Raw genomic sequence first — 23,845 nt, forward strand, 5'->3', positions numbered from 1 at the left:
CTTATCGCTGACGCTCGTTGACACCCGCACCAAAGCCCTTGGGCAGCATGCGCGTGAGCGTGTTGTCGCGAACCCAGTAGTGATGGACCAACCCCGCCGCCGCGTGCAAACCGATCAGCCAGTAACCGGCACTGCCGAGCCACTCATGCCAATGCTTGAATTGCTTGGCCAGCACGGGATCAACCGCCACCGGCGCCGGCAGGAAGAAATCGAAATACGGCATTGGCTTGCCGCCGGCGGCCAGCATTAACCAGGCCAATAGCGGTGTTGCAATCATCAGCACATACAGCGCCAGGTGCATGAGGTGCGAGACGCCGGTCTGCCAGGTTGACAGAGCCGGGGTAATCGGTGGCCGGGGGGTGAGGCGCCCGAGCAGGCGGACCCAGACTAACGCAAAAATGCTCAATCCGAATAAGCCGTGAAGCCCCAGAAAAAGGCCCCTCGAATCACTTCCACGGGGCAGTAGCCCTTTGATCTCGATGCAGCCATAAACGCCGACGAACAGCGCCAACATCAGCCAGTGCAAGGTGATCGAGAGTTTTCCATACCGGTGTACTGCTGAATCTCGGGTCATACAGAGCCTCTTGAAGATCGGTGGCGGCTGCCGACTCATTTCGTACAGCCTGGATCCGGTTTCGTCGAACCGACCGGCGCCACCCTGCCTGTCCAGTCTTAAGACAATCTGAAGATAACCTTCAGACTTCGTTAAGAATCGCCTTTGATACTCCCCCCAAACTGACTCGGGGAGGCGTTCTTGCCCATGCACGATTTTGACTGGAACATCCCTCTGCCCCTGCACTTCGGTCAAGCCGAAACCTCGCAGATGAGTCTGGTCAGGGCCTTGCCAGACGATGCCCAGCGACCCGTCTTCGAAGCTTTTATCCAGCAGCGTTTTCGCAAGGCCCATGGCGCCGATATCCGCCATTTCATGCCACAACTGTTCGGCCTGAGCGATGAGTCCGACACGCTGTGTGCGGTGGCCGGCTTACGACTGGCCAGTGCCGAACCCTTGTTTCTGGAGCGTTACCTGGACGAGGCGATCGATCCGCTGATCAGCGCCGCTGCCGGCCAACCGGTGGACCGGGCCGGGATTGTCGAGGTCGGTAACCTCGCAGCCAGCGATACCGGTAGCGCGCGGCTGAGCATCGTCGCCATCACCTATCTGTTGGCCATGGGCGGGCTGGAATGGGTGGCGTTCACCGGCAACATCGGGCTGGTAAACAGTTTTCATCGCCTGGGTTTGAAGCCGGTGACGCTCTGCGCCGCCGATCCCGAGCGGTTGGGCGACGACCGTCACCACTGGGGCAGTTATTACGAGAGCCAGCCATGGGTGCATGTCGGCAACATCCGCGCCGGCTTCATTCATCTGCGCAACATCGGCCTGTTCAATCGCCTGGGGCTGCCAACCTCCCTTGAGGAGTCCAGCCATGTCGCCTGAAATGGAGCGTTTCAAACAAACCCTGCGCCATCACGCCGAACACAAAGGCAACGCCGTCGCCCTGTGGGGCGATCAGTTGAAACTCGACTACGCCACGCTGTACGCCGAGGTCACGGATCGCCAACAGCGTCTTCGTGATGAGCACGTTAAAGTGGTCGCGCTGGCTCTGGACAACGGCGCCGAGGCGATGCTCTGGGACCTGGCCATCCTGTTCGAAGGCCTGACCTGCCTGACGTTGCCGCCCTTCTTCAGCCCGGCACAACGCATTCATTGCCTGCAACAGAGCCAGGCCGAACGGGTGATTGCCGAGCCGGAACTGGGCGCCGAACTGCAAGGGGCCGGCTACGAACACACAGGCGAATTCTGGCGTCGTTCCTTCAGCGGCCCGAACCTCATCCCCGAAGGCACCGCCAAACTCACCTTCACTTCCGGCACCACCGGCACACCCAAAGGTGTATGCCTGAGCGCCGAAAGCCTTTTGCGAGTGGCCCGTGAACTGGATCAGGCGAGCAAGCCCACCCATCCGCGACATCACTTGGCACTGCTGCCCCTGGCGATCCTGCTGGAAAACCTCGGTTGTTATGCCGCGCTGTATGCCGGCGCGACCCTGAGCGTGCCGAGCCAGAAAACCCTGGGCATTCAGGGGGCCAGCGGTGTCGATGTGCCGCGCTTGTTGGGGTGTCTGGCCTCCCGCGCGCCCGAGAGCTTGATCCTGGTGCCACAGTTGCTGCTGATGCTGGTCAGCGCCGCCGAGCAAAAAGCGTTCAACCCCCAATCGTTGCGTTTTGCCGCCGTGGGCGGTGCGCGGGTTTCCGAAGAACTGCTGCATCGTGCCCAACGCATCGGCATGCCAGTGTATGAAGGTTACGGATTGTCAGAATGTGCGTCGGTGGTGTGCCTCAATCGCCCCGGAGCACACCGCCCCGGCAGCGTCGGCCGGCCCCTGCCCCATGTCGAAATTCGCCTGGCCGACGACGGCGAAGTGCTGGTCAAGGGCTCGACCCTGCTCGGCTATCTGGGGCAAGCGCCCTACCACGATGAATGGTGGCCGACCGGCGATCTCGGCGAGTTCGACCCGGAAGGTTTTCTCTACCTCAACGGGCGCAAGAAGCATCAGTTCATCACCAGTTTCGGCCGCAACGTCAACCCGGAATGGGTCGAGGCCGAACTCACCCAGCGTCGCCACATCGCCCAGGCGTTCGTCTACGGCGAAGCGATGCCGAGCAACCACGCCCTGCTCTGGCCCCATCGGCCGGACTGCACCGATGAAGAGCTGGCCACCGCCGTGGCCCAGGCCAATGAGGCCTTGCCCGATTACGCTCAGGTTCATCACTGGACCCGTCTCGATCAACCCTTCACCCCCGCCAACGGCCTGCTGACCGCCAATGGCCGACCGCGCCGCGATGCCATTGTCGAGCGTTACCGGGCGCTGCTCACTGAATCCGTTTTCCCCGAGGTATCTGCACCATGAGTTTTTTCGACACGCTGCAAGAAGCCACCTATCAAGAACGCCACGAGCTGTTCAATCTGCCGATCATCCGCGATGCCCTTGAGGGCAACGTGAGCCTGGACAGCTACCGCGCCTTCCTCACCCAGGCCTACTACCATGTGCGCCATACCGTGCCGTTGATGATGGCGTGCGGCGCACGTCTGCCGCAGCGTCTGGAATGGCTGCGCAAAGCGGTGTGCGAGTACATCGAGGACGAATACGGCCACGAACAGTGGGTGCTCGACGACATCGCAGCCTGTGGCGGCGACAAAGACGCCGTGCGTGATGGTCGTCCATCGCTGCCGATCGAGTTGATGGTCAGCTTTCTTTACGACCTGATTGCCCGGGACAACCCGGTGGGCCTGTTCGGCATGGTCAACGTGCTGGAAGGCACCAGCATCGCCCTGGCCACCCACGCGGCCGGCAGCATCCGCGAACGCCTGGCGCTGCCGGAGACCGCCTTCAGCTACCTGAGCTCCCACGGCTCACTGGATATCGAACACATGCAGACCTACCGCCGCTTGATGAACCTGCTCGAAGACCCGGCCGACCAGGCTGCGGTGATTCATGCCTCGAAGGTCGTGTACACGCTCTACACCGACATGTTCCGTGGCCTGCCGCGCGATGGGGAGAATCTGCATGCGCCCGTCTGAGGCACGCGTGGTATTGACCGGCGCCAGTGGCGGCATCGGCCTGGCCATCGCCGGCACCCTGTGTGCCAGTGGTGCACACGTATTGGCCGTGGCCCGGCATCGAGAGTCGCTGGAGCCCTTGCTCGAGCGCTACCCGGAGCAGTTGCGCTGGGTCGGGGCGGACCTGACCCTGCCCGACGACCGGCGCAAAGTGCTGGCGGCGGCCGAGGCCATCGGCGGCATCAACCTGCTGATCAATGCCGCGGGCGTCAATCACTTCGCCATGCTCGAACAGCTCGATGACAGCGAGATCAACGCCATGCTCGCGGTGAACGTCGGCGCGCCGATCAGCCTGACCAAGTTATTGCTGCCGCTGCTCAAGCAGGCCGAGAGTGCCATGGTGGTGAACGTCGGTTCGACCTACGGCTCCATCGGCTACCCCGGTTACGCCAGCTATTGCGCCACCAAGTTTGCCCTGCGCGGTTTCTCCGAAGCCCTGCGCCGGGAACTGGCCGATACCCGGATCAACGTGCTCTATGTCGCTCCCCGGGCAACCCATACCAGCATGAACAGCGCGGCGGCCCAAGCGCTGAACGATGCGCTCAAAGCCAATGTCGACGACCCGCAAACCGTTGCCTCGGCGGTCATCCACGCCATTGCCGGTGACCGTCGCGACTTGTACCTGGGCTGGCCGGAACGCTTTTTCGTGCGCCTGAACAGTCTGTTGCCGCATCTGGTGGACCGTGGCTTGCGCAAGCAATTGCCGCTGATCCGTCGCCTGAGTCAGAAGCCCGATAAGGAGAGCCTCAAACCATGAAGAAAATTCTCGCCTGCTTGCTGTTCGGGGTACTGAGCCAAAGCGTCTGGGCGCTGGACGCCGCCGATCAGCAGCGCCTCAATGCCATCCAACAAAGCTGGGCGCACATCCAGTACGAATTGCCTGCCGAACAGCGCAGCGCCGCCTTCGAAAAACTCGCAGCCCAGGCCTCGGCGTTCACCCGGGAACGCCAGTCCCTGGCCGAAGCGTGGATCTGGTCCGGCATCGTCACCAGCAGTTGGGCCGGCGCCCAGGGAGGCCTCGGTGCCCTGAGCAAGGCCAAGGCCGCCAAAGTCGATCTGGAAAAAGCCCTGGCCATCGATCCCAAGGCCCTGCAAGGCTCGGCCTACACCAGCCTCGCGGCGCTGTATGATCGGGTGCCCGGCTGGCCTATCGGTTTCGGCGACGCCGACAAGGCCGAAAAACTGTTGAAGCAGGCCTTGGAGCTGAACCCGACCGGCATCGACAGCCTGTACTTCTGGGGTGATCACCTTTACCGTCAAAAGCGCTATGGTGAAGCTCGGGATGCACTGCAAAAAGCCCTGCACGCCGCGCCCCGTCCTGGCCGGGAAAGCGCCGACGCCGGGCGTCGCAAAGAGATCGAAGCATTACTGGGTGATGTGAACAAGAAACTCGACTGACAGGAGTCCCGTGTGCGCTTATTACTGATCGAGGATGACGTAGCCCTTGGCGAGGGCATTCATCGGGCCCTGGGCCGTGAGGGGTACACCGTCGACTGGCTGCAGGACGGCAGCAACGCCTTGCATTCACTGCTCAGCGAAACCTTCGATGTGGCCGTGCTCGACCTCGGCCTGCCGCGCATGGACGGTCTGGAAGTGCTACGCCGCTTGCGTGACAGCGGTTCGAACCTGCCGGTGCTGATCCTCACCTCTCGGGATGCCACTGAAGACCGCATCGCCGGGCTGGATGCCGGCGCCGACGATTACCTGGTTAAACCCTTCGACCTGGCCGAACTCAAGGCTCGCCTGCGAGCTTTGTTGCGCCGCAGTGCCGGTCGCGCGCAAGTGCTGATCGAACACGCTGGCATCTGCCTGAACCCCGGCACCCAGCAAGTCAGCTATCAGGGCGAACCGGTGGCGCTGACGCCCAAGGAATATCAACTGCTCCATGAATTGCTCTCGCCTCCGGGCCGGGTCATGACCCGCGATCACCTGATGCAACTGCTTTACGGCTGGAACGAAGAAGCCGAAAGCAACACCCTGGAAGTGCACATCCATCACTTGCGCAAGAAGTTCTCCACCGACCTGATCCGCACCATTCGTGGGGTGGGTTATCTGGTGGAGGAGCGTCGATGACTTCGATCCGGCGTCGCACCCTGACGCTGATCATCGGCCTGATGCTGACGGGGTTGGCAATCCTCAGCGTGTTCAACCTGCACGACAGCAATCACGAAATCGCCGAAGTCTACGACGCCCAACTGGCGCAGAACGCCCGGCTGCTGCAGGGTGTGATGCGCATGCCGCTGGCCAGCCATGAACACGCCGAACTGTATCAAGCGTTCAACAAGGCCTTGAGTGAAGCGGTGCCGGGCGTCGATGGTCACCCCTATGAAGGCAAAATTGCCTTTCAGGTGTGGAATAGCAAAGGCGAAGTGCTGGTGCACACCGCCAGCGCCCCCTCCTTCACCGTGCCGCCGACGACACATGGTTTCAGCGATGTGGTGGATTTGAGCAGCCGTCATTGGCGGGTGTTCGTGCTCGATGACAAAGAGAATGACCTGCGCATCTGGGTCGGTGAACGGGACGACGTGCGTGCAGACCTGGTCGACCGGATCGTGCGTCACACCCTGTGGCCCAATGTGCTGGGCAGCCTGATGCTGGCGGCCATGGTCTGGCTGGCCATTGGCTGGGGGCTCAAACCCCTGGCCGATATGGCGGCAACGTTGCGGGCACGGCACAGCGGTTCTCTGGAGCCGTTGCAACTGACCCCGTTGCCCAGCGAACTGGAACCGATGCAAGCGGCGCTCAATCGGATGCTCGCGCAAATTCAAGAGGTGCTTGGCCGTGAGCGGCGCTTCATCGCCGACGCCGCCCACGAATTACGTACGCCACTGGCCGTGTTGCGGGTGCATGCGCAAAACCTGCTGGAAGCCGGCACGGAACAGGAGCGTCGTGAGTCCCTGGCGTTTCTGATTGCCGGGGTCGACCGCGCCAGCCGTCTGGTCAATCAATTGCTGACCATGGCCCGTCTCGAACCCAAGGCCGTGACGCCGGTGCTGCACAGCATCGACCTGAGTGAAATCGTGCGCGCCAGCCTGGCCCAGCTCACACCCTGGTTACTGAGCAGGAACCTGGAACTGGCTTTCGACGCCGAGGACCGGCCTTTCAAAGTCCTCGCCGACGCCGGCACCATCGACATCGCCCTGAACAACCTGGTCACCAACGCGGCGAATTTTTCGCCGGAGAATGGCGTCATCACCGTGCAACTGAGTCAGGACGACGGGTTCTACAATTTGAGCGTCCAGGACCAGGGACCGGGCATCGACGAAGCGGATCGCGCACGATTGTTCGAACGCTTTTACAGCCGTGGAAACACCGGCGGCGCGGGCCTGGGGCTGGCCATCGTCAACACCATCGCGACACGGCTGGGTGGGCGGATTACCTTGGTCAATCCGCCAGAAGGTGGGTTGCGGGCGACGCTGTCGATTCCTGTTGACCAGCACCATTGAACACTCTGTGGCGAGGGAGCTTGCTCCCGCTGGGCTACGTAGCGGCCCCAAAATCTGAACAATCGCCGATTTTTGTGAGTGCTACGCACTCAAGCGGGAGCAAGCTCCCTCGCCACAGGTTTCTCACTGACTCAAGATTCCATTACCCGAGCGAGGCTAGCCCGCGAAGAACGATAACGCGGTGTGCCAGACCTGACGCCTTCGCAGGCAAGTCGGATCGCCGCACCGCTCGCTCCTACAAAGGAATGGAGCCTCGCAGCAGAGCCTGCTCACGCTCACACAACTCCACCACGTAATCCCACAACACCCGCAGCCGCACCGATTTGTGCAGCTCGCGCCGCGTACTGATCCAATAGCTGCGCTGGATGCTTTCGTCCGGCAGCAACGGCACCAGTTCAGGATCGGCGCTGGCCATGTAGCACGGCAGCACGGCGATCCCCAGGCCCGAGCGTGCGGCCTGTTGTTGGGCGATGACGCTGGTGCTGTGAAACACCACCTGGGGGTTGCGGCAAAAGCTGTTGAGGAACATCAGTTCCTGGCTGAACAGCAAATCATCGACGTAGCCGATCCACGCGTGGCGGCCGAGGTCTTCGCGGCTGCGCAGTGGTGGCGAGCGGTCCAGATAGGCCTGGCTGGCGTAGAGCGCCAGTCGATAGTCGGTGAGTTTGCGGGTGACCAGCATGTCGGCGGCCGGGCGTTCGAGGTGAATGCTGATCTCCGCTTCACGGTTGAGGATGCTGACGAAGCGCGGCACCGCCACCAGTTCCACTTCCAACCCCGGATAGCGTTCGAACAACCCGTTCATGCGGCTGGCGAGGAACATGATGCCCAGCCCCTCCGTCACCCCGACGCGGATCTTGCCCAGCGGCGCGGTGGATTGGGTGATTTCTTCCTGGGCCAGCAACGCGACGTTTTCCATGGCCTCGGCATGCTTGAGCAGCGCTTCGCCAGCCGGGGTCAATTCGTAGCCTTGGGCATGCTGGACGAACAGCGCGGTGCCGAGGCTTTTTTCGATGGCCTCGATGTGCCGGGCCACGGTGGCGTGGGTGGTGTTCAAGCGGCGGGCGGCGGTCAGCAAGCGGCCGCTGCGCTGCAATTCAAGAAAAAACCGCAGGTCATTCCAGTCGAACATGAACCATCCTTGACGTTATGCCGTTACTAACGGCTGTTTAAAAACGCACAGCAGCTGCGCAAAAACTAACATTCTTTTAACGAAAGCTAACAACTAGGATGACCGACAACAAGAACAACAATACGAGGTCAGGGATGCAGACTTCCCTTGATGAATACGATTACATCGTGGTCGGCGCCGGGCCGGCCGGGTGTTTGCTGGCCAATCGACTGTCAGCCAACCCGCAACACCGCGTGTTGCTGCTCGAAGCCGGCGGCCGCGACAACTATCCGTGGATTCACATCCCCGTGGGTTACCTGTTCTGCATCGGCAACCCGCGCACCGACTGGTGTTTCAAGACCGAGTCGCAACCGGGCCTGCAAGGCCGCGCCCTGAGCTACCCGCGCGGCAAGGTACTCGGCGGCTGTTCCTCGATCAACGGCATGATCTACATGCGCGGCCAGGCTGGCGACTACGATGGCTGGGCGGCCGAGGGTAATCCTGGGTGGGGCTGGCAAGACGTGCTGCCGCTGTTCAAACAAAGCGAAAACCATTTTGCCGGCGATTCGGAGTTTCACGGCGCCGCCGGCGAATGGCGGATCGAGCGGCAACGCCTGTCGTGGCCGATTCTCGATGCCTTCCGCACTGCTGCCGAACAAAGCGGCATTGCCAGCATCGATGACTTCAACCAGGGCGACAACGAAGGCTGCGGCTATTTCCAGGTCAACCAGAAAGCCGGGGTGCGCTGGAACGCGGCCAAGGCGTTTCTCAAACCGGTCCGTCACCGCACCAACCTCACGGTGCTGACTGATGTTGAAGTCGACCGCGTGCTGCTGGAAAACGGCCGTGCCTCGGCGATCAGCGCCCGTTGGCAAGATAAGGCGAAAACCTTCAAGGCGCGTAAGGAAATCATCCTGTGTGCCGGCTCCGTCGGTTCACCCGGCATCCTCCAGCGTTCCGGCATCGGCCCTCGCCCGCTGTTGCAACAACTTGGCATCGGCGTTGCCCATGAACTGCCCGGCGTGGGCGGCAACCTGCAGGATCACCTGCAACTGCGGCTGATCTACAAACTGGAAAACGCCCGCACCCTGAACCAGATCGCCGGCACGCTGTGGGGCAAGATGGGCATGGGCCTGCGTTATCTGTATGACCGCAGCGGCCCATTGTCCATGGCCCCAAGCCAACTTGGCGCCTTCGCCCGTTCGGGGCCGGAACAGACCTCGGCGAACCTCGAATACCACGTGCAACCCCTGTCGCTGGAGCGTTTTGGTGAACCGCTGCACGCCTTTCCCGCCTTCACCGCGTCGGTCTGCGATCTGCGCCCGCAAAGCCGTGGGCGCATAGACATTCGCTCCGCCGACCCGCGAGAAGCGCCGCTGATTCAGCCCAATTACCTGAGCCATCCCGAAGACTTGCGAGTGGCGGCCGACGCGATCCGCCTGACCCGCCGCATCGTTTGCGCCCCCGCCCTGCAAGCGTTCAAACCGGTGGAATACCTGCCCGGCGACAGCTTGCAGAGCGAAGATCAATTGCACGAAGCCGCCGCCCGGATCGGCACCACAATTTTCCACCCGGTGGGCACCTGCCGGATGGGCAACGACGCGGACGCGGTAGTCGACGCTGAGCTGCGGGTGCATGGCATCCCCGGCCTGCGCATCGCCGACGCCTCGATCATGCCGCGCATCACCTCGGGCAACACCTGCTCGCCGACATTGATGATCGCCGAGAAAGCCGCGCAACTGATCCTCGAAACAACCGCAAGGAGTTTTGCCCCTGACGAAAAAGCACTGACCGCAGTCTCTTGAGCAAAGGAATAGCGGCACCCGCCCACAAGGCTGGCGTCGACAGTGGAACAACAAAAACAATCACTGTGAGGGATACCGATATGTCAGAACATGTTCAGCCCCTGGAAGCCGTCCGCAGCGCGGGCACCAGTCAGGAAACCCAGAAAGTCATCTTCGCCTCGTCCCTGGGGACGGTGTTCGAGTGGTACGACTTTTTCCTCTACGGCGCCCTCGCGGCGGTCATCAGCAAACAGTTCTTCGCCGGGGTCAACGACACCACGGCGTTCATCTTCGCGCTGATGGCCTTCGCCGCCGGCTTCATCGTGCGGCCGTTCGGTGCGCTGGTGTTCGGACGGTTGGGGGACATGATCGGGCGTAAATACACGTTCCTCGCGACCATCGTCCTCATGGGCCTGGCGACTTTCTGCGTCGGTTTGCTGCCGACCTACGCGAGCATCGGCATCGCCGCGCCGATCATCCTCGTGGTGCTGCGCATGCTCCAGGGGCTGGCGCTGGGTGGTGAGTACGGCGGCGCTGCCACTTACGTCGCCGAACACGCACCGATCGGCAAGCGCGGCTTCCACACCAGCTGGATTCAATCCACCGCCACCCTCGGCTTGCTGCTGTCGCTGCTGGTGGTGCTGGGCTGCCGTTACTTCACCGGCGACCAGTTCGAAGTCTGGGGCTGGCGCATTCCGTTTCTGTTTTCGATCGTGCTGCTGGGCATTTCCACCTGGATTCGCCTGAGCCTGCACGAGTCGCCTGCGTTCGTGAAAATGAAAGAGGAAGGCAAACTCTGCAAGTCGCCGCTGCGCGACTCCTTCGGCAAATGGGAAAACCTTAAAGTGGTGCTGATCGCCCTGTTCAGCATCAACGCCGGGCAAGCGGTGACCTTCTATGCCGCGCAGTTCTACGTGCTGTTCTTCCTCACGCAGTTCCTGAAAATGGACCCGGCCCTGGCCAACAGTCTGCTGATTGTCAGCGTGATCATTGGCGCGCCGTTCTTCATCTTTTTTGGCTGGCTGTCGGACAAGGTCGGACGCAAACCCGTGCTGATGATCGGCCTGCTGCTGGCGACTGCACTGTACTTTCCGATCTTCAAGTCCATCGCCCACTACGCCAACCCGGCCATCGACCAGGCCAGCCGTCAGGCACCTATCACCGTGCTGGCCGACCCGGCCACCTGCACCTTCCAGTTCGACCCGGTGGGCAAGGCGAAATTTGATAGCCCGTGCGACAAGGTCAAAACCTTCCTGGTCAAACAGGGCCTGCCCTACAACAGCGAAGCGGCCCCGACCGGCAGCGGTGTGCAGGTGAGCGTCGGTGACGTGAAGCTCGACGGCTTTGACGAAGCGGCCCTGCGTGGCGCAGTGACCCTGGCCGGGTATCCGTCAAAAGCCGACATCCAGCTGATCAATAAACCGATGATCGTGGCGTTGATCGTCGCGCTGATCATCATCTCCGCCATGTGCTACGGCCCGCTGGCGGCGCTGATGGTCGAACTGTTCCCGACCCGCATTCGCTACACCTCGATGTCCCTGCCCTATCACATCGGCAACGGCTGGTTTGGTGGGTTCCTGCCGACGGTGTCGTTTGCCCTGGTGGTGTACACCGGGGATATTTTCTACGGGCTGTGGTACCCGGTGGTGATTACCGCGGTGAGCCTGGTGGTGGGGATGATGTGTTTGCGCGAGACGAAAAACGTGGACCTCGATAAAAACTGAGCGCTAACGGGAGGTTAGTTTGTGGCGAGGGTGCAAGCCCCCTCGCCACAAAATGTTTTCTGCACATCAGGTCTTGAGCACCTCAAACGTCACTTCGTCAGGATAGAACGCCACATACCCGCCAATCTGCGCAACCGACACCTTGGGGTGCTCATAACTCCATACCGCATTGGCACCTTCATGCCCGGGGATCTGCAGGCTGTAGTAGCTGGCATCGCCCTTGTACGGGCAATAGCTGGTGTGGTCGGTGCGGGCGAAATACTGTTCGGCGATGTCCTCCCGCGGGATGTAGTACACCGGAGGATAATTGGTCTCATGCATGACCAGCGCCCGAGTGGACGACGCCACTTGAATGCCATGGAACTTCACCACCACGCAGCCGGGTTGGGGGACGATGGAGATGGGACTACCGGCACCTGGGACTTTCATGAAGTAGGTTCCTCTGTTGCTGTTGTGCGGTTTCCGCGCCCCAACAGGTATACCCCATGTTCTGGTATCGCGAGTACTTCGCAGCCGAACGGAGCGTGCTTCAGTCGCTGGATTGACCGCTGTCATCAAACGCAACAGCTCAACCTGTACATCCATACAGATAAAGATTGCTCCATCGCTCATCAACCGCCATTCTGTGCACCTCTCGAACACTGATCGATGATGGTGGTTATGCGGCTGTACCTCTGTGAAAAACCTTCCCAGGCCAAAGATATCGCGGCCGTGCTCGGCGCCAGGCGTCGAGGCGACGGCTGCTGGCTGGGAACGGACGTCACGGTGACCTGGTGCATCGGCCACCTGCTGGAAACCGCGCCGCCGGATGCCTACGACGCGCGTTACAAGCGCTGGGTGCTGGCGGATCTGCCGATCATTCCCGAAAAATGGAAAATGACCGTCAAGCCGCGCACGGCCAGCCAGTACAAGGCAGTCAAACGCCTGCTCGGCGAGGCCAGTGAACTGGTGATTGCCACCGACGCCGACCGTGAGGGCGAGATGATCGCCCGGGAACTGGTGGAGCATTGCCGTTATCGCGGGCCGATCCAGCGGCTGTGGTTGTCGGCCCTGGACGATGCGTCGATCCGCAAGGCGCTGGCGGCGCTCAAGCCGGGGGCCGAGACGTTCAGCCTCTATCATTCGGCGTTGGGGCGCTCCCGGGCCGACTGGTTGATCGGGATGAACATGAGTCGGCTGTTCACCCTGCTGGGGCGTCAGTCCGGCTATCAGGGCGTGTTGCCGGTCGGTCGGGTGCAGACGCCGACTTTGCGCCTGGTGGTGGATCGCGACCGCAGCATTGCCGATTTCGTCCCGGTGGCCTACTGGGCCATCGACGTGCAACTGCTGCACGATGGCACTGCGTTCACTGCCCAGTGGCGCGCGGCGTCCGATGCTTGTGACGATCAGGATCGCTGCCTGAACCAGGCGCTGGCCCAGCAGGCGGCTGCAGCCATTGGCAATGCGGCGAGCGCTCGGGTGACCAAGCTACGTACCGAGCGCATGCGCGAAGTCGCGCCGCTGCCGTTCGACCTGGGTACTTTGCAGGAAGTCTGCTCGAAAAAACTCGGGCTCGGCGCCCAGGAAACCCTCGATATCGCCCAGGCCCTGTATGAAACCCATAAAGTCATCACCTACCCGCGCAGCGACTGCGGCTACCTGCCCCTGAGTCAGCACAGCGAAGCGCCGGGTATTCTGGCGGCGCTCCGGCAAGCCGACCCGGCCCTGAACGCCTTGCACGATTATCTGGAGCCGCAACGCCGCTCGCGGGCCTGGAACGATGCCAAGGTCAGCGCGCACCACGGCATCATTCCGACCGCCGCGGCGAAGAATCTCGATCGACTGGTGGGCAAGCAACGGGCGGTCTACACCCTGATTCGTGCGCGTTACCTGGCGCAGTTCCTGCCCAATCATGAATACGACCGCACCCAGGCCGACTTCGACTGCGCCGGTGAAGCCTTGCGCGCCGTGGGCAAGCAGATTGCCGAGCCCGGCTGGAAACGCGCCCTGCCCGAAGCCCTCGCGCCCGCCAAGGGCCGCGAAGCACCGGCACCGCAAACACTGCCGACACTGGCCGAAGGGCGTGACTGCGCGGTGGCTGACGTGAAACTCAAGGACCTCTGGACCCAGCCGCCCAAGCCATTCACCGAAGGCGATCTGATCAAGGCAATGAAGAATGTTGCCAAACTGGTGGAAGATCCGCTGCTCAAGCAAAAGCTCAAGGACACCACCGGCATCGGCACCGAAGCTACACGCGCCTCGATCATCCAGGGCCTGTTGGATCGTGGTTATCTGATCAAGAACGGCAAGGCCCTGGCCGCGACGCCGGCGGCTTTCAGCCTGATCGATGCGGTGCCGCGAGCGATTGCCGACCCCGGCACCACGGCAATCTGGGAACAGGCGCTGGACATGGTGCAGAGCGGTGAAATGAGCCTGGAAGAATTCGTCACCAAACAGGCCGCGTGGATGAGCAAGCAAGTGGCACGCTGCGCCGGCCTGAACCTGACCATCAGCGGGCCGGCAAGCCCGGCCGGGCGTGGCGCCACACCGTGGAAAAACAAACGCAAACCCGCCAAACGCAAGCCTTCGACTGGAACCAAGCGCGCGGCGAAACCGGCGGGCAAGGTTTGAGGGCAGCGAATCGAAATGGTCTAGTGTTCTTCAATGTCAGTTAAGACACCGAAGGTACGACCATGGCGACAATCAGGAGCCAGCCCTCGATAGAACTGCACGCCGCCCAGCGCGACGAACTGGAAACCATCGAAAACCTGATGCAGTTCTACATGTACGATTTCAGCGAATGGCTGCCGCTGAAGCTCGGGGAACATGGTTTCTTCAACATCCAGCCCAGACTGGACTACTGGCGCAACCCGGCAACCCGGCCGTTTCTGATCAAGGTCGACGGCGAGCTGGCAGGGTTCGTGACCGTGGATAACGAAACCCATATCGTCGGCGCCGAGTACAACATCGGCTACTTTTTTGTCAGTCGACGCTTTCGTGGCCAAGGTGTCGCGAAGTTTGTCGTCTCTGCCCTCTTGAGCCGCTTCCCCGGTCAATGGCAGATTTTCCACATCGATGCCAACCAGCCTGCGCGGCTGTTCTGGGCCAGGGTGATGCCCGATCTCACGGCCGGAGTGTTCACCGTGCATCAGCTGCCGATCGACGGTTATCCATGCACCGTTTACCGCTTTGAAAGATCGCAGCCCTCGGCAACGCCTACGGGGCCGGGGTAAGCGCTGCCGAAGATTCCAAACGGTGGCCACGCTGACTTTCTAATTCCAAAACCACTTTGTCTGACAATATGTAGTGAACAAAAATAATCACTACAAAACCGTTGACGCCTCCGATTTGCCCTTGCATGATGCAGACGTCTCCCCGATCGGGAGTACAGGCAACACGTTTGAGCAAGTTCGTCTGACCGCCGAGCTGTTTTTCCCGGATACACGCTGCCCACAAGGCAGATTGAAGAAGCTGACCTGGCCTGAACGTCCAGTACAAGGGCGAGAAACGCTAGCGATCAATCCTCATGAAGCTTGTGGCCGACCCTGAAAACGTCGGCAGTGGCCTCCAGGTTTTCGCTGCTTCTCTTCGTTGTGACGCTATTGCGTAGCAGTTATTCAACACGACTACATGCAACAGATGCGCGACCCCGTCGTATTGACGGTCGACCGCTGACGTCCTGGTTTCGGTGCCAGGGATCAACTAACCGATGGGCTACCTGTATTAGCGAATCAACTTTGAAAGATCACCAAATGGTCAAGGGGCTTACAATGAATCTGAACAATCAACCTACTATCGATGAACTGGCTCGTTTGTTCGCTGCGCAAAAAGACAGCCATGACAGCCATATTCTGTGGATCAGCAAATCGGGCCAGGTCCATATCGACTGCCTGTCGCCCCATGCCCACGAAGAAGAGTTCGACAAGAACAACCAGAACCTGCTGGCCCGCATGAAGATGTACCGTCGCGGCCAGGGCTATGTCGGCAAGAAAGCCGCGGCCGACAAGGACTTCATCGGTAATGTGCTGCAAACGCTGACACAGGCGTGGGCCTCGCTGCAGAACCAGAATGAAGTTCGGGTGATTGATCGGTTGTACTGATCTCTCCCAAACACAAGAAGGCCCCGCTCGTTTTATCGAGCGGGGCCTTTTTTATTCGTCACCGTCTGCACCTCTGACTTTGCACCGGGTCAAAAGAACAGGGCTATGGTTAACAGTGCGCTGGACATCGGTTTATCCGCTGGAGGTCTGCGATGAAAACAACCCTGACATTCATGCTACTGGCATTGGCGAGTGCAGCCCATGCGAACAGTCTCCCCGGCATTCCCGCCTTCGATGTGGACTGTCCCGGGAAAATCATGGTCCACGCCGATCAGGATGGTCCGGTGATGATCAACAGCAAAGAAGCCCAGACCAAAATGATCAATGATCGCCTTTTCGAGGCCAAGGGGCCGGATGTGACGATCTCGATCAGCATCGCGGATGACGACACGGTAGCCGTGACCTATACCAGCAAGAAAGGCGGCAATGGCATCTGCCAGTCGGTGGATGATTGATTCACACGCTGGTGCTGCCGGCCATCACCAGGTTCGCGAACGCCACAGACGCGGCACTGTGATAGTTGTTCTTCCTGCGCAGCAATGCCGCGTCGCGCCGGGGTGCCTCGCCCTGTAATTCAATTCGGCGCAATGCCCGTTCCGCCGTGGCGATGGGCTCCGGGAGGATGGTGGCCATCGGCGTGTGGCGAATGACCTCCAGCAACGTACTCACCGAATTCACCTCGATCGCCACCTTGGGCGTGATGTTCTGCTGCCGAAAATACTCGTCGACTGAGGATCGGGTGATGAAGTCCGGCGTCAGCAACGCGAATTCCAATTGCGCCATCTCCTTGGGCGATAGCGGGATCTGCCGTTCGTACAACGGATGACGGTGCCCGACCACCACACCCAGAGTCTCGACAAACGCCGGCACGCACTCGATATCCGGGCTCCTCACCGGGGTGAAGGCAATGGCAATGTCTAGCGAGTCATCAAGCAACCCCGTCTCGATGTCATCCATCGACAACTCGAAAATCTGCAGATGGATGTTCGGAAACTTCGCCGCGTAATCGCGCACCAGCGGCCCCACCAGATACGCCATGAACGTTGGCGTCATGGCCAGTCGCAAGGTGCCGCGAGACAAGTCCTTCACATCATGCAGCGCGCGTTTGCCCGCTTCCAGTTCCACCAGCACCCGCCGGGCGCATTCGATATAGGCCTGCCCCGCGTCGGTCGCTCTGACCGTGCGCGAGGTGCGGTCGAACAGGCTGACACCCAGGGTTTCCTCCAGTTGCCGGATCTGCTGGGACAGTGTCGGTTGGGAGACGTGCAATGCCTCCGCGGCGCGGGTGAAGCCGCCGTGGTCGGCGACCGCCAGCAGGTAGCGCAAATGTCGGAGCAGCATGGGGCTCATCATCTATAGGCAGGACTTATGCAACGCATTGTATATCGATCTTGGACGCTATGGATCAATCAACCGAAGATGGCTCCACTTTCCAGCCACAACCGATAGGAGTCACACCATGCAACAGTCCCACGCTTACCAGGACACTCGTCTGGCCCTGACCACTTCGATCCTCGATGCCAAGGCGCGCAAGAATCTGTCCTGGCAGGATCTGACTGACGGCACCGGCCTGGGTCTGGCCTACGTCACCGCCGCCCTGCTCGGTCAGCATCCACTGCCGGAAGCCGCCGCCAGAGTAATCGGCGAAAAACTCGAGCTGGACGCCGACTCCGTGGCCCGCCTGCAAATCATCCCGCTGCGCGGCAGCCTGTCGGGTGTTCCGACCGACCCGACCATCTACCGTTTCTACGAAATGATCCAGATCTACGGCACCACGCTCAAAGCCCTGGTTCACGAGCAATTCGGCGACGGAATCATCAGCGCGATCAACTTCAAGCTTGACCTGAAAAAGGTCGAAGACCCGGAAGGCGGCTCCCGTGCCGTGATTACCCTGGACGGCAAGTTCCTGCCGCTGCGCCCGTTCTAAGTAACTGGCCACCTTTAGCAAGCGAAACCCCGTAGCAGCTGCCGAGCCTGCGAGGCAGCTGCTACGCCCCCTCATTCATTGCAAGGAAGTCCGCCATGAAAGCGCTCATCGAAGGTTTATTGAAGTTTCAGAAAGAAGCGTTTCCGCAACGTACCGACCTGTTCAAACACCTGGCCACCACCCAGCATCCCGGCACCTTGTTCATCACCTGTTCCGACAGCCGCGTGGTACCGGAACTGCTGACCCAGCAAGAGCCCGGCGAACTGTTCGTGGTGCGCAACGCCGGCAATATCGTGCCCTCTTACAGCCCGCATCCGGGCGGCGTGTCGGCCACGGTGGAGTATGCGGTCGCGGTATTGGGCGTGACGGACATCGTGATCTGCGGGCATTCGGACTGTGGCGCCATGACCGCCATTGCCCAGTGCAAATGCATGGATCACCTGCCCGCCGTCAGCGGCTGGTTGCAGCACGCCGAGTCGGCCAAGGTGATCAACGAAGCCCGCCCTCATGCCAGCGACGCGGCCAAGGTCAGTTCGATGGTGCGGGAAAACGTCATCGCCCAACTGGCGAATATCCAGACCCACCCGAGCGTGCGCCTGGCCCTGGAAAAAGGCCTGTTGAACCTGCATGGCTGGGTCTATGACATCGAAACCGGCTCGGTCGATGCCCTGGATGCCGGCAGTCACAGCTTCGTGTCGCTGGCCGAACACCCCGGCACTTGCGCCGTGCACGGCAAAACGGTCGAAGCCGCCTGAAGGTGTCGACCGCACAAGCTGCACCAGGCTTGGCGCAGCGTTACAAAGTGGACAGGCGCGCTACTGCGCCCGTCCTCGTTTCCCGGCCGGGAATGTGACACTCACACGGTCGCCCTGGTTATTTGTCGTCCGTCTTGGCTGACGATTGTGGCCGACGTTCAGGTGTGTCTTCAGCGTTGGGCGCTTCTGGAAAACTGCCTGGGGTGAACACATGAGTGAGCAATTCGCTGGCATCGATGTTGACGACACCAGGAACCGAACGGGCCAGAGCAACAGCGTGCTCACACTGTCTATGGGTATTGACGCGACCGCTCAATGCCACCGCACCCGCATGGGTTTTGACATGGACATTCAGGCCAAGAGTGGTATCGGCCAAGGCCAGGGCCGACTTCACTCGGGTGGTAATCCACGTGTCGTGAACGACCGTTTCCAGACCATGGGAGTAATGTTGGAAGTCATGAAGTTTCATGGCGCAATCCTCTCACACGTAATCAGATGCGCTGTCCGTCCCCGCGCGGGCACGGACACACAATAAGTATAGTGCGTGCCGTTGCCTGCGGTCAGAGGGCTGTCCCTGATGCCGGTAAGTTAATAAGAGCGACGAAATTCCTGTGGGAGCGTCTCAGCGTTTGACCGACAGGCTCGTCTGGGTCATGCGGCTGCGGATCGTGAACACGCCATCACCCGAGAGAATCGCGCTGCGCGCAAACAGGCGACCGCTCTCCCAGTTCGAAAGCCCCAGTTCCGGCTTGTTCAGCGCGTACTGTCCGTCGACCCAGCGGGTGATCCCGTTGCCGACAAAAGGCGCGTTGACCGCGTTGTAGAACCGCGCCTGCGCCTGGGCATCTTCACTGATCAGCGACACGGTGAATTGCGGGCTGTAGCGGTTGAACAAGGCAATGGCCTGATCCAGATCGTCGACGATCTTCAGGCTGACTTCCGGGGTTTCTTCCCATTCCCACTCGCGGCCCAATTGGTCCTCGGGCAGCGGTTCGGCCTGTGCTTCGGTCTGATAGCCTTCGGCGCGGTACACCTCGACGCTCGCGGTGCGCCAATCGCTCGGCAAATGCTGCTCGCTGCCCTCGACGATGTGCAGTTTGCAGCCCTGGCCCCGCGCGGTGCCGGCCTGTTGCAGTGCATCGAGAAACAGCGGCACCAGTTCGGCTGCTCGGTCGCGGTGGATCAGGCAAACGTTCAAGGTGTTGCAGACTTTGCGGTCCAGCGAATTGCGCACCACGGCGGCGAAGCGCTGGGCATCGGCATCTTTATTCGCGATCAGCCAGGCGCCACCGGTGCCATGCAGGCTGACGGCGGTGCCGGCCTGTTGCGCGATGCTGCCCAACTGGCTGACCGCATGCCCCGAACCACGGGCCACGGCCAGCGACAGGCGCCGGTCGGCGAACATCGCCCAACCAGCAGCGTGATTGACGCTTTCGACCAGCGACACCGCACCGCTCGGCAACCCGGCATCGGCCAGTGCCGGATTCAGTGCATGGGTGACGATGGCCTGAGCGGTGCCCAACGCGTCGCTACCAATACGCAGCACCGCGGTGTTGCCAGTGCGCAATACACCGGCGGCGTCGGCGAAGACATTCGGCCGGCCTTCGAACACAAAAGCGACGATGCCCAGCGGCGAAACCACCTGCTCGACTTTCCAGCCGTCGTGCTCGACGCAGCTCACGACTTGACCGCGGGTGGCCGGCGCATCGCGCCAGGCCCGCAGGCCGGCGATCATGTCGCGGCGCATGCGCTCATCAGCCAGCAATCTTGTGGTGGAACGCCCGCGTGCCTTGGCCCGCTCGATGTCGGCCAGGTTGGCGGCTGCAATCAAAGCCCAGCATTCCGGGGTTTCCAGGCGTTGCGCGAAGCGATCAAAGAACTCGCTGATGGCGTGATCCGAAACGCTGGACATTGCGGCAAACGCCGCCTCGGCGCGCTCGATGGCGACCGTCGCCGCCTGCTGATCCGCCACCGGGATCAGCAACAACTCGCCGCTGACCTGCTCCACCAGCAGATGGTCGCCGGGCTGAAAGCGCGCCGCCAGTTCGGGGCTGACGACCGTGACACGATTACCGGCAAATGGGATCGGCGTGCCAGCGACTAGACGTTCGAGCGCAAGAGACATGAAGCGGTTTCACCATGCAGGGGGGCGGTCGGAAAATGTATAGGAAAATCCGTGGAGCGTCATTCACCGGGACGCGGTGGCGGTTACTTTTTAGCAAGTCGAAATACGTCCTGCTCCAGTCCATTGCTGCCCTGTTTACGCTTGTCCGAATTCACGTCATAAACCACCAGCAACAATGGCTCTTCTACGCCTTCGGTGCCGATAAAGGTCATCCCTTCGGCATGATCGCAGCCTTTATCTTCTCCTTGCCCGTAAGGAACCTCCAGGACCGACGTCAATTGTTCGCTGAAAACGAAACCTTCATCTGCTGGCCTGGCGCCGTCGCGCCATCGAAATACAGTGACGGGCCCGTCGAGGTCCATCGTCGGTCCAGCCAGGATCAACATATCGTCACCATCGAGGCATAAGTCCCTGACGCCGAGTCCATTCAGCTGGAAAAAATGCTTTCGATACTTTCGCCCACCCGGCCCGATTTTCTTCAGCCTCAGTGTGTGAGCAAGCTTGGGATGGTCTTCGGGTTCGACCTCCAGAATGATTGCCCATCCCCGCAGCACAGGCCCTCGCAACCCGATAAAAACACGCTTGCCATTGACCTCGAGGCCTTCGGTATCGAACCCGTTGTCCTTGCTGGGAATGTGCAGGAATGCCCCGACATGTTCGTCGTCCTTGAGTTCATCGAGCAATTCGTTACCCAGTTGATTGCCGGCCAATTGAGCGGCGACTCGATCATCGCTGGTGGTGCTCTTCACCAAAGTGAACGTCCCGTTTTCTTCGACCAGAGGAATCCGGGCCAGGAGAAAACGATTGCCATCACGGCTGACAATGGCCAGACGTTCAGCGTTTTTCTTCAGGGACTTGGTGCTATCGGGCTTTTTCCGTTTCAGGCTGTGAGAGCCCACGATCCAGAGATACCCTGTGTCGCGGTCGTAGCTCATGCCCTCCAGGTCTGCTTCAACGTCTTCTTTGCCAACGTCCGGCATGACCGGCAGCGTCAACAGGGATGCCAACGGGAACCGCTTCTGCTGATCAAACAGAAATTGGCCCGGGCTGGTGCGCTCGCGCCGGGTGAAACGTTCAAGGCTCAATGATTCATCATTGGCGACCCACAGGGTATTACCGACCTGCACCACGGCAGACAACCCGTCGCGCAAATGAGCGTCCGCCTCATTGAAGACGAGAAGCGCGGAACCGAACTTCATCATGGATTCACCCGCGCCTCCACCCGATCGGGTGAGCAGTCAAAAGATCTACTTCACGTTAGCGACCGCCCGGTGCAAGTCAAGGAGCGCCATCAGAACACCGACCAGCCAATCCGCTGACTCAACAACTCCAGCGCCGCCATGCCAGCGAGCGAGTTACCGGCGGCATTCAATTCCGGTGACCAGACGCACACCGTGAATTGCCCCGGCACCACCGCGACGATGCCCCCGCCCACCCCACTCTTGCCCGGCAGACCGACGCGATAGGCAAAGTTGCCCGCTTCGTCGTACAGCCCGCTGGTGGCCATGATCGAGTTGACTTGTTGGGTCTGGCGGGCGCTGAGGATCTGTGCGCCGCTATGTTTGCAGAAGCCGTCGTTGGCCAGGAAGCAGAACGCCCGGGCGAGGTCCACGCAACTCATGCGCAGCGCGCAATGGCTGAAGTAGCTGCGCAGCACCGCCTCGACATCGTTATGGAAGTTGCCGAACGACTGCATCAGATACGCCATGGCCGCGTTACGCGCGCGGTGCTGGTATTCGGATTCGGCGACCTTGCCGTCCACCATGATGTTCGGGTTGCCGGACAAGCGCCGGACGAAATCGCGCATCGACAGCGCTGGAGCGGCAAAGCGCGATTGATTGATGTCGCAGATCACCAGCGCACCGGCATTGATGAAGGGATTGCGCGGGCGCCCGCGCTCGAATTCCAGCTGCACCAGCGAGTTGAACGGCTGGCCCGACGGCTCGTGGCCCAGGCGTTCCCATATCGCTTCGCCGGAGTGTTCGATGGCCTGCACCAGGCTGAACACCTTGGAAATACTCTGCACCGAGAACGGCGTGTCGGCGTCCCCCGCGCAAAACAACTCGCCGTCATTGCCATACACAGCAATGCCCAATTGATTGCCCGGTACCTCGCCGAGGGCGGGAATGTAGTCAGCCACTTTGCCCTGACCGATCAACGGTCGGACTGCGTCAAGGATCTCGTTCAACAGCGCTTGCATGCCGGGTTCCGAAGTCTCGCCCCATGGGATTGCGGGGACACTGTCGCTAGACGCCGCTGGACGGCGCTGAATCACAGTTTTGTACGCGAATGTATCTGTCGCGGCCCGGGATACACCAACTTGCACCGGGCGGTCTTTCAGACATATCGCCAATACAGCTGATTGCAACACTTCTGTCGTCCGCTGACCACCGGTAAACCGGGTCGGCCCTTGCTCAGGAGTGTTGTCATGATGACCCAAGTCCCCCGTTACCATGGTTGGTCGCTGTTTGGCCTGCTGGCCATGCTGGTGCTGCTGATGACCGGCCTGATTCTGCTGCTCAACCCCGATCTGGTAGAAGCCACCCGCAGCGCCATTCGCGCCACCGCACGCACTTCGTTTGCGCTGTTTCTCGCCGCGTTCACTGCATCGGCCCTGGCGGTGCTGGTGCCCTCGCCTTTCAGCCGCTCGCTGGTGCGTGAACGACGATTCATCGGCCTGGCCTTCGCGTTTTCCCATCTGGTCCACGCCATTCTGATCTACAGCTACGGCCAACTGAACCCCGAGTTCTGGCCCGGTCGCACCACCGTCGGCAATATTCCGGGTTCGGTCGGTTACCTGTTCATTCTGTTGATGGCATTGACCTCATTCAAAACCACGGCGCGCCTGATCGGCCCCAAAGCCTGGAAAACCCTGCACACCTGCGGCATGTGGGTGATCGCGGCGGTGTTCGCCTTTTCCAACTTCAAACGCATCCCACTGAGCGCCTGGTACGTCCTGCCGTTCGGCCTGATGTTTTCGGCGATTGTCATTCGGCTGCTGGGCACGATTGCGCAGAAGTACAAACGTAGCCTGCCCCGCGCCTATCCCCTGACCAACAACACCCCGTAGCAGCTCTGCGCTCGCTGTAGCAGCTGTCGAGCCTGCGAGGCTGCGTTCGGCTGCGTTCGGCTGCGCAGCAGTCGTGAATTCGACTAACGCGGTCAGCCTGACGCACCGCAACGTCAGGCTGTACGACTGCTTCGCAGCCGAACGCAGCCGAACGCAGCCTCGCGCTGCTCGGCAGCTGCTACAGCGGCTACGGGTGATTGCCTGC

General features: G+C 61.0%; 24 protein-coding genes. 16 read left to right on the top strand and 8 right to left on the bottom strand.

Annotation, left to right across the window (positions count from 1 at the left end; all coding sequences use genetic code 11):
• Window position 1: 1 nt before the first annotated feature.
• Entirely contained in the window at window positions 2-574 is a 573-nt protein-coding gene (locus LOY28_RS17450; protein WP_026286689.1) for a cytochrome b, read from the bottom strand.
• A 186-nt stretch (window positions 575-760) separates the two neighbouring features.
• On the opposite strand from LOY28_RS17450, the gene LOY28_RS17455 reads away from it, so the two are divergent.
• From LOY28_RS17455 to LOY28_RS17485, 7 genes are read left to right on the top strand one after another with little or no spacing between them, the layout of a single operon-like run.
• The gene (locus tag LOY28_RS17455) at window positions 761-1,438 is read left to right on the top strand and encodes a thermostable hemolysin (protein ID WP_018929741.1); all 678 of its coding nucleotides are present in this window, start codon (window positions 761-763) and stop codon (window positions 1,436-1,438) included.
• Window positions 1,428-2,909 carry an AMP-binding protein gene (locus LOY28_RS17460; RefSeq protein WP_258612248.1) on the top strand — a complete coding sequence of 494 codons (1,482 nt, stop codon included), beginning with the start codon at window positions 1,428-1,430 and terminating at the stop codon, window positions 2,907-2,909. Before LOY28_RS17455 ends, LOY28_RS17460 begins: the two co-directional genes overlap by 11 nt.
• Window positions 2,906-3,580, top strand: coding sequence for a TenA family transcriptional regulator (locus tag LOY28_RS17465; RefSeq protein WP_018929743.1), 675 nt, complete (start codon window positions 2,906-2,908; stop codon window positions 3,578-3,580). The genes LOY28_RS17460 and LOY28_RS17465 overlap by 4 nt, the downstream gene beginning before the upstream one ends.
• Window positions 3,567-4,376 carry an SDR family oxidoreductase gene (locus LOY28_RS17470; RefSeq protein ID WP_258612249.1) on the top strand — a complete coding sequence of 270 codons (810 nt, stop codon included), beginning with the start codon at window positions 3,567-3,569 and terminating at the stop codon, window positions 4,374-4,376. The genes LOY28_RS17465 and LOY28_RS17470 overlap by 14 nt, the downstream gene beginning before the upstream one ends.
• Window positions 4,373-5,017: a tetratricopeptide repeat protein gene (locus tag LOY28_RS17475; protein ID WP_258612250.1), complete on the top strand. Its 645-nt coding sequence runs from the start codon at window positions 4,373-4,375 to the stop codon at window positions 5,015-5,017. The genes LOY28_RS17470 and LOY28_RS17475 overlap by 4 nt, the downstream gene beginning before the upstream one ends.
• A 12-nt stretch (window positions 5,018-5,029) precedes the next feature.
• Window positions 5,030-5,692 (top strand): response regulator, encoded by a 663-nt coding sequence (locus LOY28_RS17480; protein WP_258612251.1) that lies wholly within the window; start codon window positions 5,030-5,032, stop codon window positions 5,690-5,692.
• Window positions 5,689-7,065, top strand: a complete 1,377-nt coding sequence (locus LOY28_RS17485) for an ATP-binding protein (RefSeq protein WP_258612252.1) — start codon at window positions 5,689-5,691, stop codon at window positions 7,063-7,065. Before LOY28_RS17480 ends, LOY28_RS17485 begins: the two co-directional genes overlap by 4 nt.
• Window positions 7,066-7,300: 235 nt before the next feature.
• Here LOY28_RS17485 and LOY28_RS17490 read toward each other — a convergent pair whose 3' ends face one another.
• Complete coding sequence (locus tag LOY28_RS17490) at window positions 7,301-8,197, bottom strand: LysR family transcriptional regulator (protein ID WP_018929748.1); 897 nt, start codon at window positions 8,195-8,197, stop codon at window positions 7,301-7,303.
• A 134-nt stretch (window positions 8,198-8,331) separates the two neighbouring features.
• On the opposite strand from LOY28_RS17490, the gene LOY28_RS17495 reads away from it, so the two are divergent.
• On the top strand, window positions 8,332-9,981 hold the full coding sequence (locus LOY28_RS17495) for a GMC family oxidoreductase (RefSeq protein WP_258612253.1): 1,650 nt from the start codon (window positions 8,332-8,334) through the stop codon (window positions 9,979-9,981).
• A gap of 80 nt (window positions 9,982-10,061) precedes the next feature.
• Entirely contained in the window at window positions 10,062-11,684 is a 1,623-nt protein-coding gene (locus tag LOY28_RS17500; protein WP_258612254.1) for an MFS transporter, read from the top strand.
• Window positions 11,685-11,750: 66 nt separating this feature from the next.
• Here LOY28_RS17500 and LOY28_RS17505 read toward each other — a convergent pair whose 3' ends face one another.
• A complete protein-coding gene (locus tag LOY28_RS17505; RefSeq protein ID WP_018929751.1) occupies window positions 11,751-12,113 on the bottom strand; it encodes a DUF427 domain-containing protein in 363 nt (120 codons plus the stop codon).
• A gap of 231 nt (window positions 12,114-12,344) precedes the next feature.
• On the opposite strand from LOY28_RS17505, the gene LOY28_RS17510 reads away from it, so the two are divergent.
• The 4 genes from LOY28_RS17510 (at window position 12,345) to LOY28_RS17525 (ending at window position 16,218) form a co-directional block, all read left to right on the top strand.
• On the top strand, window positions 12,345-14,294 hold the full coding sequence (locus LOY28_RS17510) for a DNA topoisomerase III (RefSeq protein ID WP_258614472.1): 1,950 nt from the start codon (window positions 12,345-12,347) through the stop codon (window positions 14,292-14,294).
• A gap of 62 nt (window positions 14,295-14,356) precedes the next feature.
• Window positions 14,357-14,896: a GNAT family N-acetyltransferase gene (locus LOY28_RS17515; protein ID WP_018929753.1), complete on the top strand. Its 540-nt coding sequence runs from the start codon at window positions 14,357-14,359 to the stop codon at window positions 14,894-14,896.
• Between the two features lie 537 nt (window positions 14,897-15,433).
• Window positions 15,434-15,763: a hypothetical protein gene (locus tag LOY28_RS17520; RefSeq protein WP_018929754.1), complete on the top strand. Its 330-nt coding sequence runs from the start codon at window positions 15,434-15,436 to the stop codon at window positions 15,761-15,763.
• Between the two features lie 152 nt (window positions 15,764-15,915).
• The gene (locus LOY28_RS17525) at window positions 15,916-16,218 is read left to right on the top strand and encodes a hypothetical protein (protein WP_018929755.1); all 303 of its coding nucleotides are present in this window, start codon (window positions 15,916-15,918) and stop codon (window positions 16,216-16,218) included.
• Window position 16,219: 1 nt separating this feature from the next.
• Here the strand turns inward: LOY28_RS17525 and cynR are convergent, their stop codons facing one another.
• Window positions 16,220-17,104, bottom strand: a complete 885-nt coding sequence (gene cynR, locus LOY28_RS17530; protein ID WP_258612255.1) for a transcriptional regulator CynR — start codon at window positions 17,102-17,104, stop codon at window positions 16,220-16,222.
• Between the two features lie 118 nt (window positions 17,105-17,222).
• On the opposite strand from cynR, the gene cynS reads away from it, so the two are divergent.
• Together cynS and LOY28_RS17540 are read left to right on the top strand one after the other, a co-directional pair.
• Complete coding sequence (gene cynS, locus LOY28_RS17535) at window positions 17,223-17,690, top strand: cyanase (protein ID WP_086946212.1); 468 nt, start codon at window positions 17,223-17,225, stop codon at window positions 17,688-17,690.
• Window positions 17,691-17,785: 95 nt separating this feature from the next.
• Entirely contained in the window at window positions 17,786-18,445 is a 660-nt protein-coding gene (locus tag LOY28_RS17540; RefSeq protein WP_018929758.1) for a carbonic anhydrase, read from the top strand.
• A 118-nt stretch (window positions 18,446-18,563) separates the two neighbouring features.
• Here LOY28_RS17540 and LOY28_RS17545 read toward each other — a convergent pair whose 3' ends face one another.
• The 4 genes from LOY28_RS17545 to glsB form a co-directional block, all read right to left on the bottom strand.
• Window positions 18,564-18,914 carry a BON domain-containing protein gene (locus LOY28_RS17545; protein ID WP_081625598.1) on the bottom strand — a complete coding sequence of 117 codons (351 nt, stop codon included), beginning with the start codon at window positions 18,912-18,914 and terminating at the stop codon, window positions 18,564-18,566.
• A gap of 153 nt (window positions 18,915-19,067) precedes the next feature.
• Window positions 19,068-20,570 (bottom strand): aldehyde dehydrogenase family protein, encoded by a 1,503-nt coding sequence (locus LOY28_RS17550; protein WP_064618355.1) that lies wholly within the window; start codon window positions 20,568-20,570, stop codon window positions 19,068-19,070.
• Between the two features lie 83 nt (window positions 20,571-20,653).
• Window positions 20,654-21,772: a DUF3616 domain-containing protein gene (locus LOY28_RS17555; RefSeq protein WP_258612256.1), complete on the bottom strand. Its 1,119-nt coding sequence runs from the start codon at window positions 21,770-21,772 to the stop codon at window positions 20,654-20,656.
• A gap of 89 nt (window positions 21,773-21,861) precedes the next feature.
• A complete protein-coding gene (gene glsB, locus LOY28_RS17560; RefSeq protein ID WP_018929762.1) occupies window positions 21,862-22,770 on the bottom strand; it encodes a glutaminase B in 909 nt (302 codons plus the stop codon).
• A 228-nt stretch (window positions 22,771-22,998) separates the two neighbouring features.
• On the opposite strand from glsB, the gene LOY28_RS17565 reads away from it, so the two are divergent.
• Window positions 22,999-23,640, top strand: coding sequence for a ferric reductase-like transmembrane domain-containing protein (locus LOY28_RS17565; protein WP_258612257.1), 642 nt, complete (start codon window positions 22,999-23,001; stop codon window positions 23,638-23,640).
• Window positions 23,641-23,845 lie beyond the last annotated feature (205 nt).

The organism is Pseudomonas sp. B21-017, from assembly GCF_024749245.1.
Taxonomy (GTDB): Bacteria; Pseudomonadota; Gammaproteobacteria; order Pseudomonadales; family Pseudomonadaceae; genus Aquipseudomonas.

Coding starts and splice junctions, on each gene's coding strand:
- LOY28_RS17520 (WP_018929754.1), top strand. CDS start 15,434: ATGAATCTGAACAATCAACCTACTATCGATGAACTGGCTCGTTTGTTC.
- cynR (WP_258612255.1), bottom strand. CDS start 17,104: ATGCTGCTCCGACATTTGCGCTACCTGCTGGCGGTCGCCGACCACGGC.
- LOY28_RS17510 (WP_258614472.1), top strand. CDS start 12,345: ATGCGGCTGTACCTCTGTGAAAAACCTTCCCAGGCCAAAGATATCGCG.
- LOY28_RS17540 (WP_018929758.1), top strand. CDS start 17,786: ATGAAAGCGCTCATCGAAGGTTTATTGAAGTTTCAGAAAGAAGCGTTT.
- LOY28_RS17475 (WP_258612250.1), top strand. CDS start 4,373: ATGAAGAAAATTCTCGCCTGCTTGCTGTTCGGGGTACTGAGCCAAAGC.
- LOY28_RS17450 (WP_026286689.1), bottom strand. CDS start 574: ATGACCCGAGATTCAGCAGTACACCGGTATGGAAAACTCTCGATCACC.
- LOY28_RS17505 (WP_018929751.1), bottom strand. CDS start 12,113: ATGAAAGTCCCAGGTGCCGGTAGTCCCATCTCCATCGTCCCCCAACCC.
- LOY28_RS17500 (WP_258612254.1), top strand. CDS start 10,062: ATGTCAGAACATGTTCAGCCCCTGGAAGCCGTCCGCAGCGCGGGCACC.
- LOY28_RS17525 (WP_018929755.1), top strand. CDS start 15,916: ATGAAAACAACCCTGACATTCATGCTACTGGCATTGGCGAGTGCAGCC.
- LOY28_RS17555 (WP_258612256.1), bottom strand. CDS start 21,772: ATGATGAAGTTCGGTTCCGCGCTTCTCGTCTTCAATGAGGCGGACGCT.
- LOY28_RS17465 (WP_018929743.1), top strand. CDS start 2,906: ATGAGTTTTTTCGACACGCTGCAAGAAGCCACCTATCAAGAACGCCAC.
- LOY28_RS17460 (WP_258612248.1), top strand. CDS start 1,428: ATGTCGCCTGAAATGGAGCGTTTCAAACAAACCCTGCGCCATCACGCC.
- LOY28_RS17490 (WP_018929748.1), bottom strand. CDS start 8,197: ATGTTCGACTGGAATGACCTGCGGTTTTTTCTTGAATTGCAGCGCAGC.
- LOY28_RS17545 (WP_081625598.1), bottom strand. CDS start 18,914: ATGAAACTTCATGACTTCCAACATTACTCCCATGGTCTGGAAACGGTC.
- LOY28_RS17550 (WP_064618355.1), bottom strand. CDS start 20,570: ATGTCTCTTGCGCTCGAACGTCTAGTCGCTGGCACGCCGATCCCATTT.
- glsB (WP_018929762.1), bottom strand. CDS start 22,770: ATGCAAGCGCTGTTGAACGAGATCCTTGACGCAGTCCGACCGTTGATC.
- LOY28_RS17495 (WP_258612253.1), top strand. CDS start 8,332: ATGCAGACTTCCCTTGATGAATACGATTACATCGTGGTCGGCGCCGGG.
- LOY28_RS17470 (WP_258612249.1), top strand. CDS start 3,567: ATGCGCCCGTCTGAGGCACGCGTGGTATTGACCGGCGCCAGTGGCGGC.
- LOY28_RS17565 (WP_258612257.1), top strand. CDS start 22,999: ATGATGACCCAAGTCCCCCGTTACCATGGTTGGTCGCTGTTTGGCCTG.
- cynS (WP_086946212.1), top strand. CDS start 17,223: ATGCAACAGTCCCACGCTTACCAGGACACTCGTCTGGCCCTGACCACT.
- LOY28_RS17515 (WP_018929753.1), top strand. CDS start 14,357: ATGGCGACAATCAGGAGCCAGCCCTCGATAGAACTGCACGCCGCCCAG.
- LOY28_RS17485 (WP_258612252.1), top strand. CDS start 5,689: ATGACTTCGATCCGGCGTCGCACCCTGACGCTGATCATCGGCCTGATG.
- LOY28_RS17455 (WP_018929741.1), top strand. CDS start 761: ATGCACGATTTTGACTGGAACATCCCTCTGCCCCTGCACTTCGGTCAA.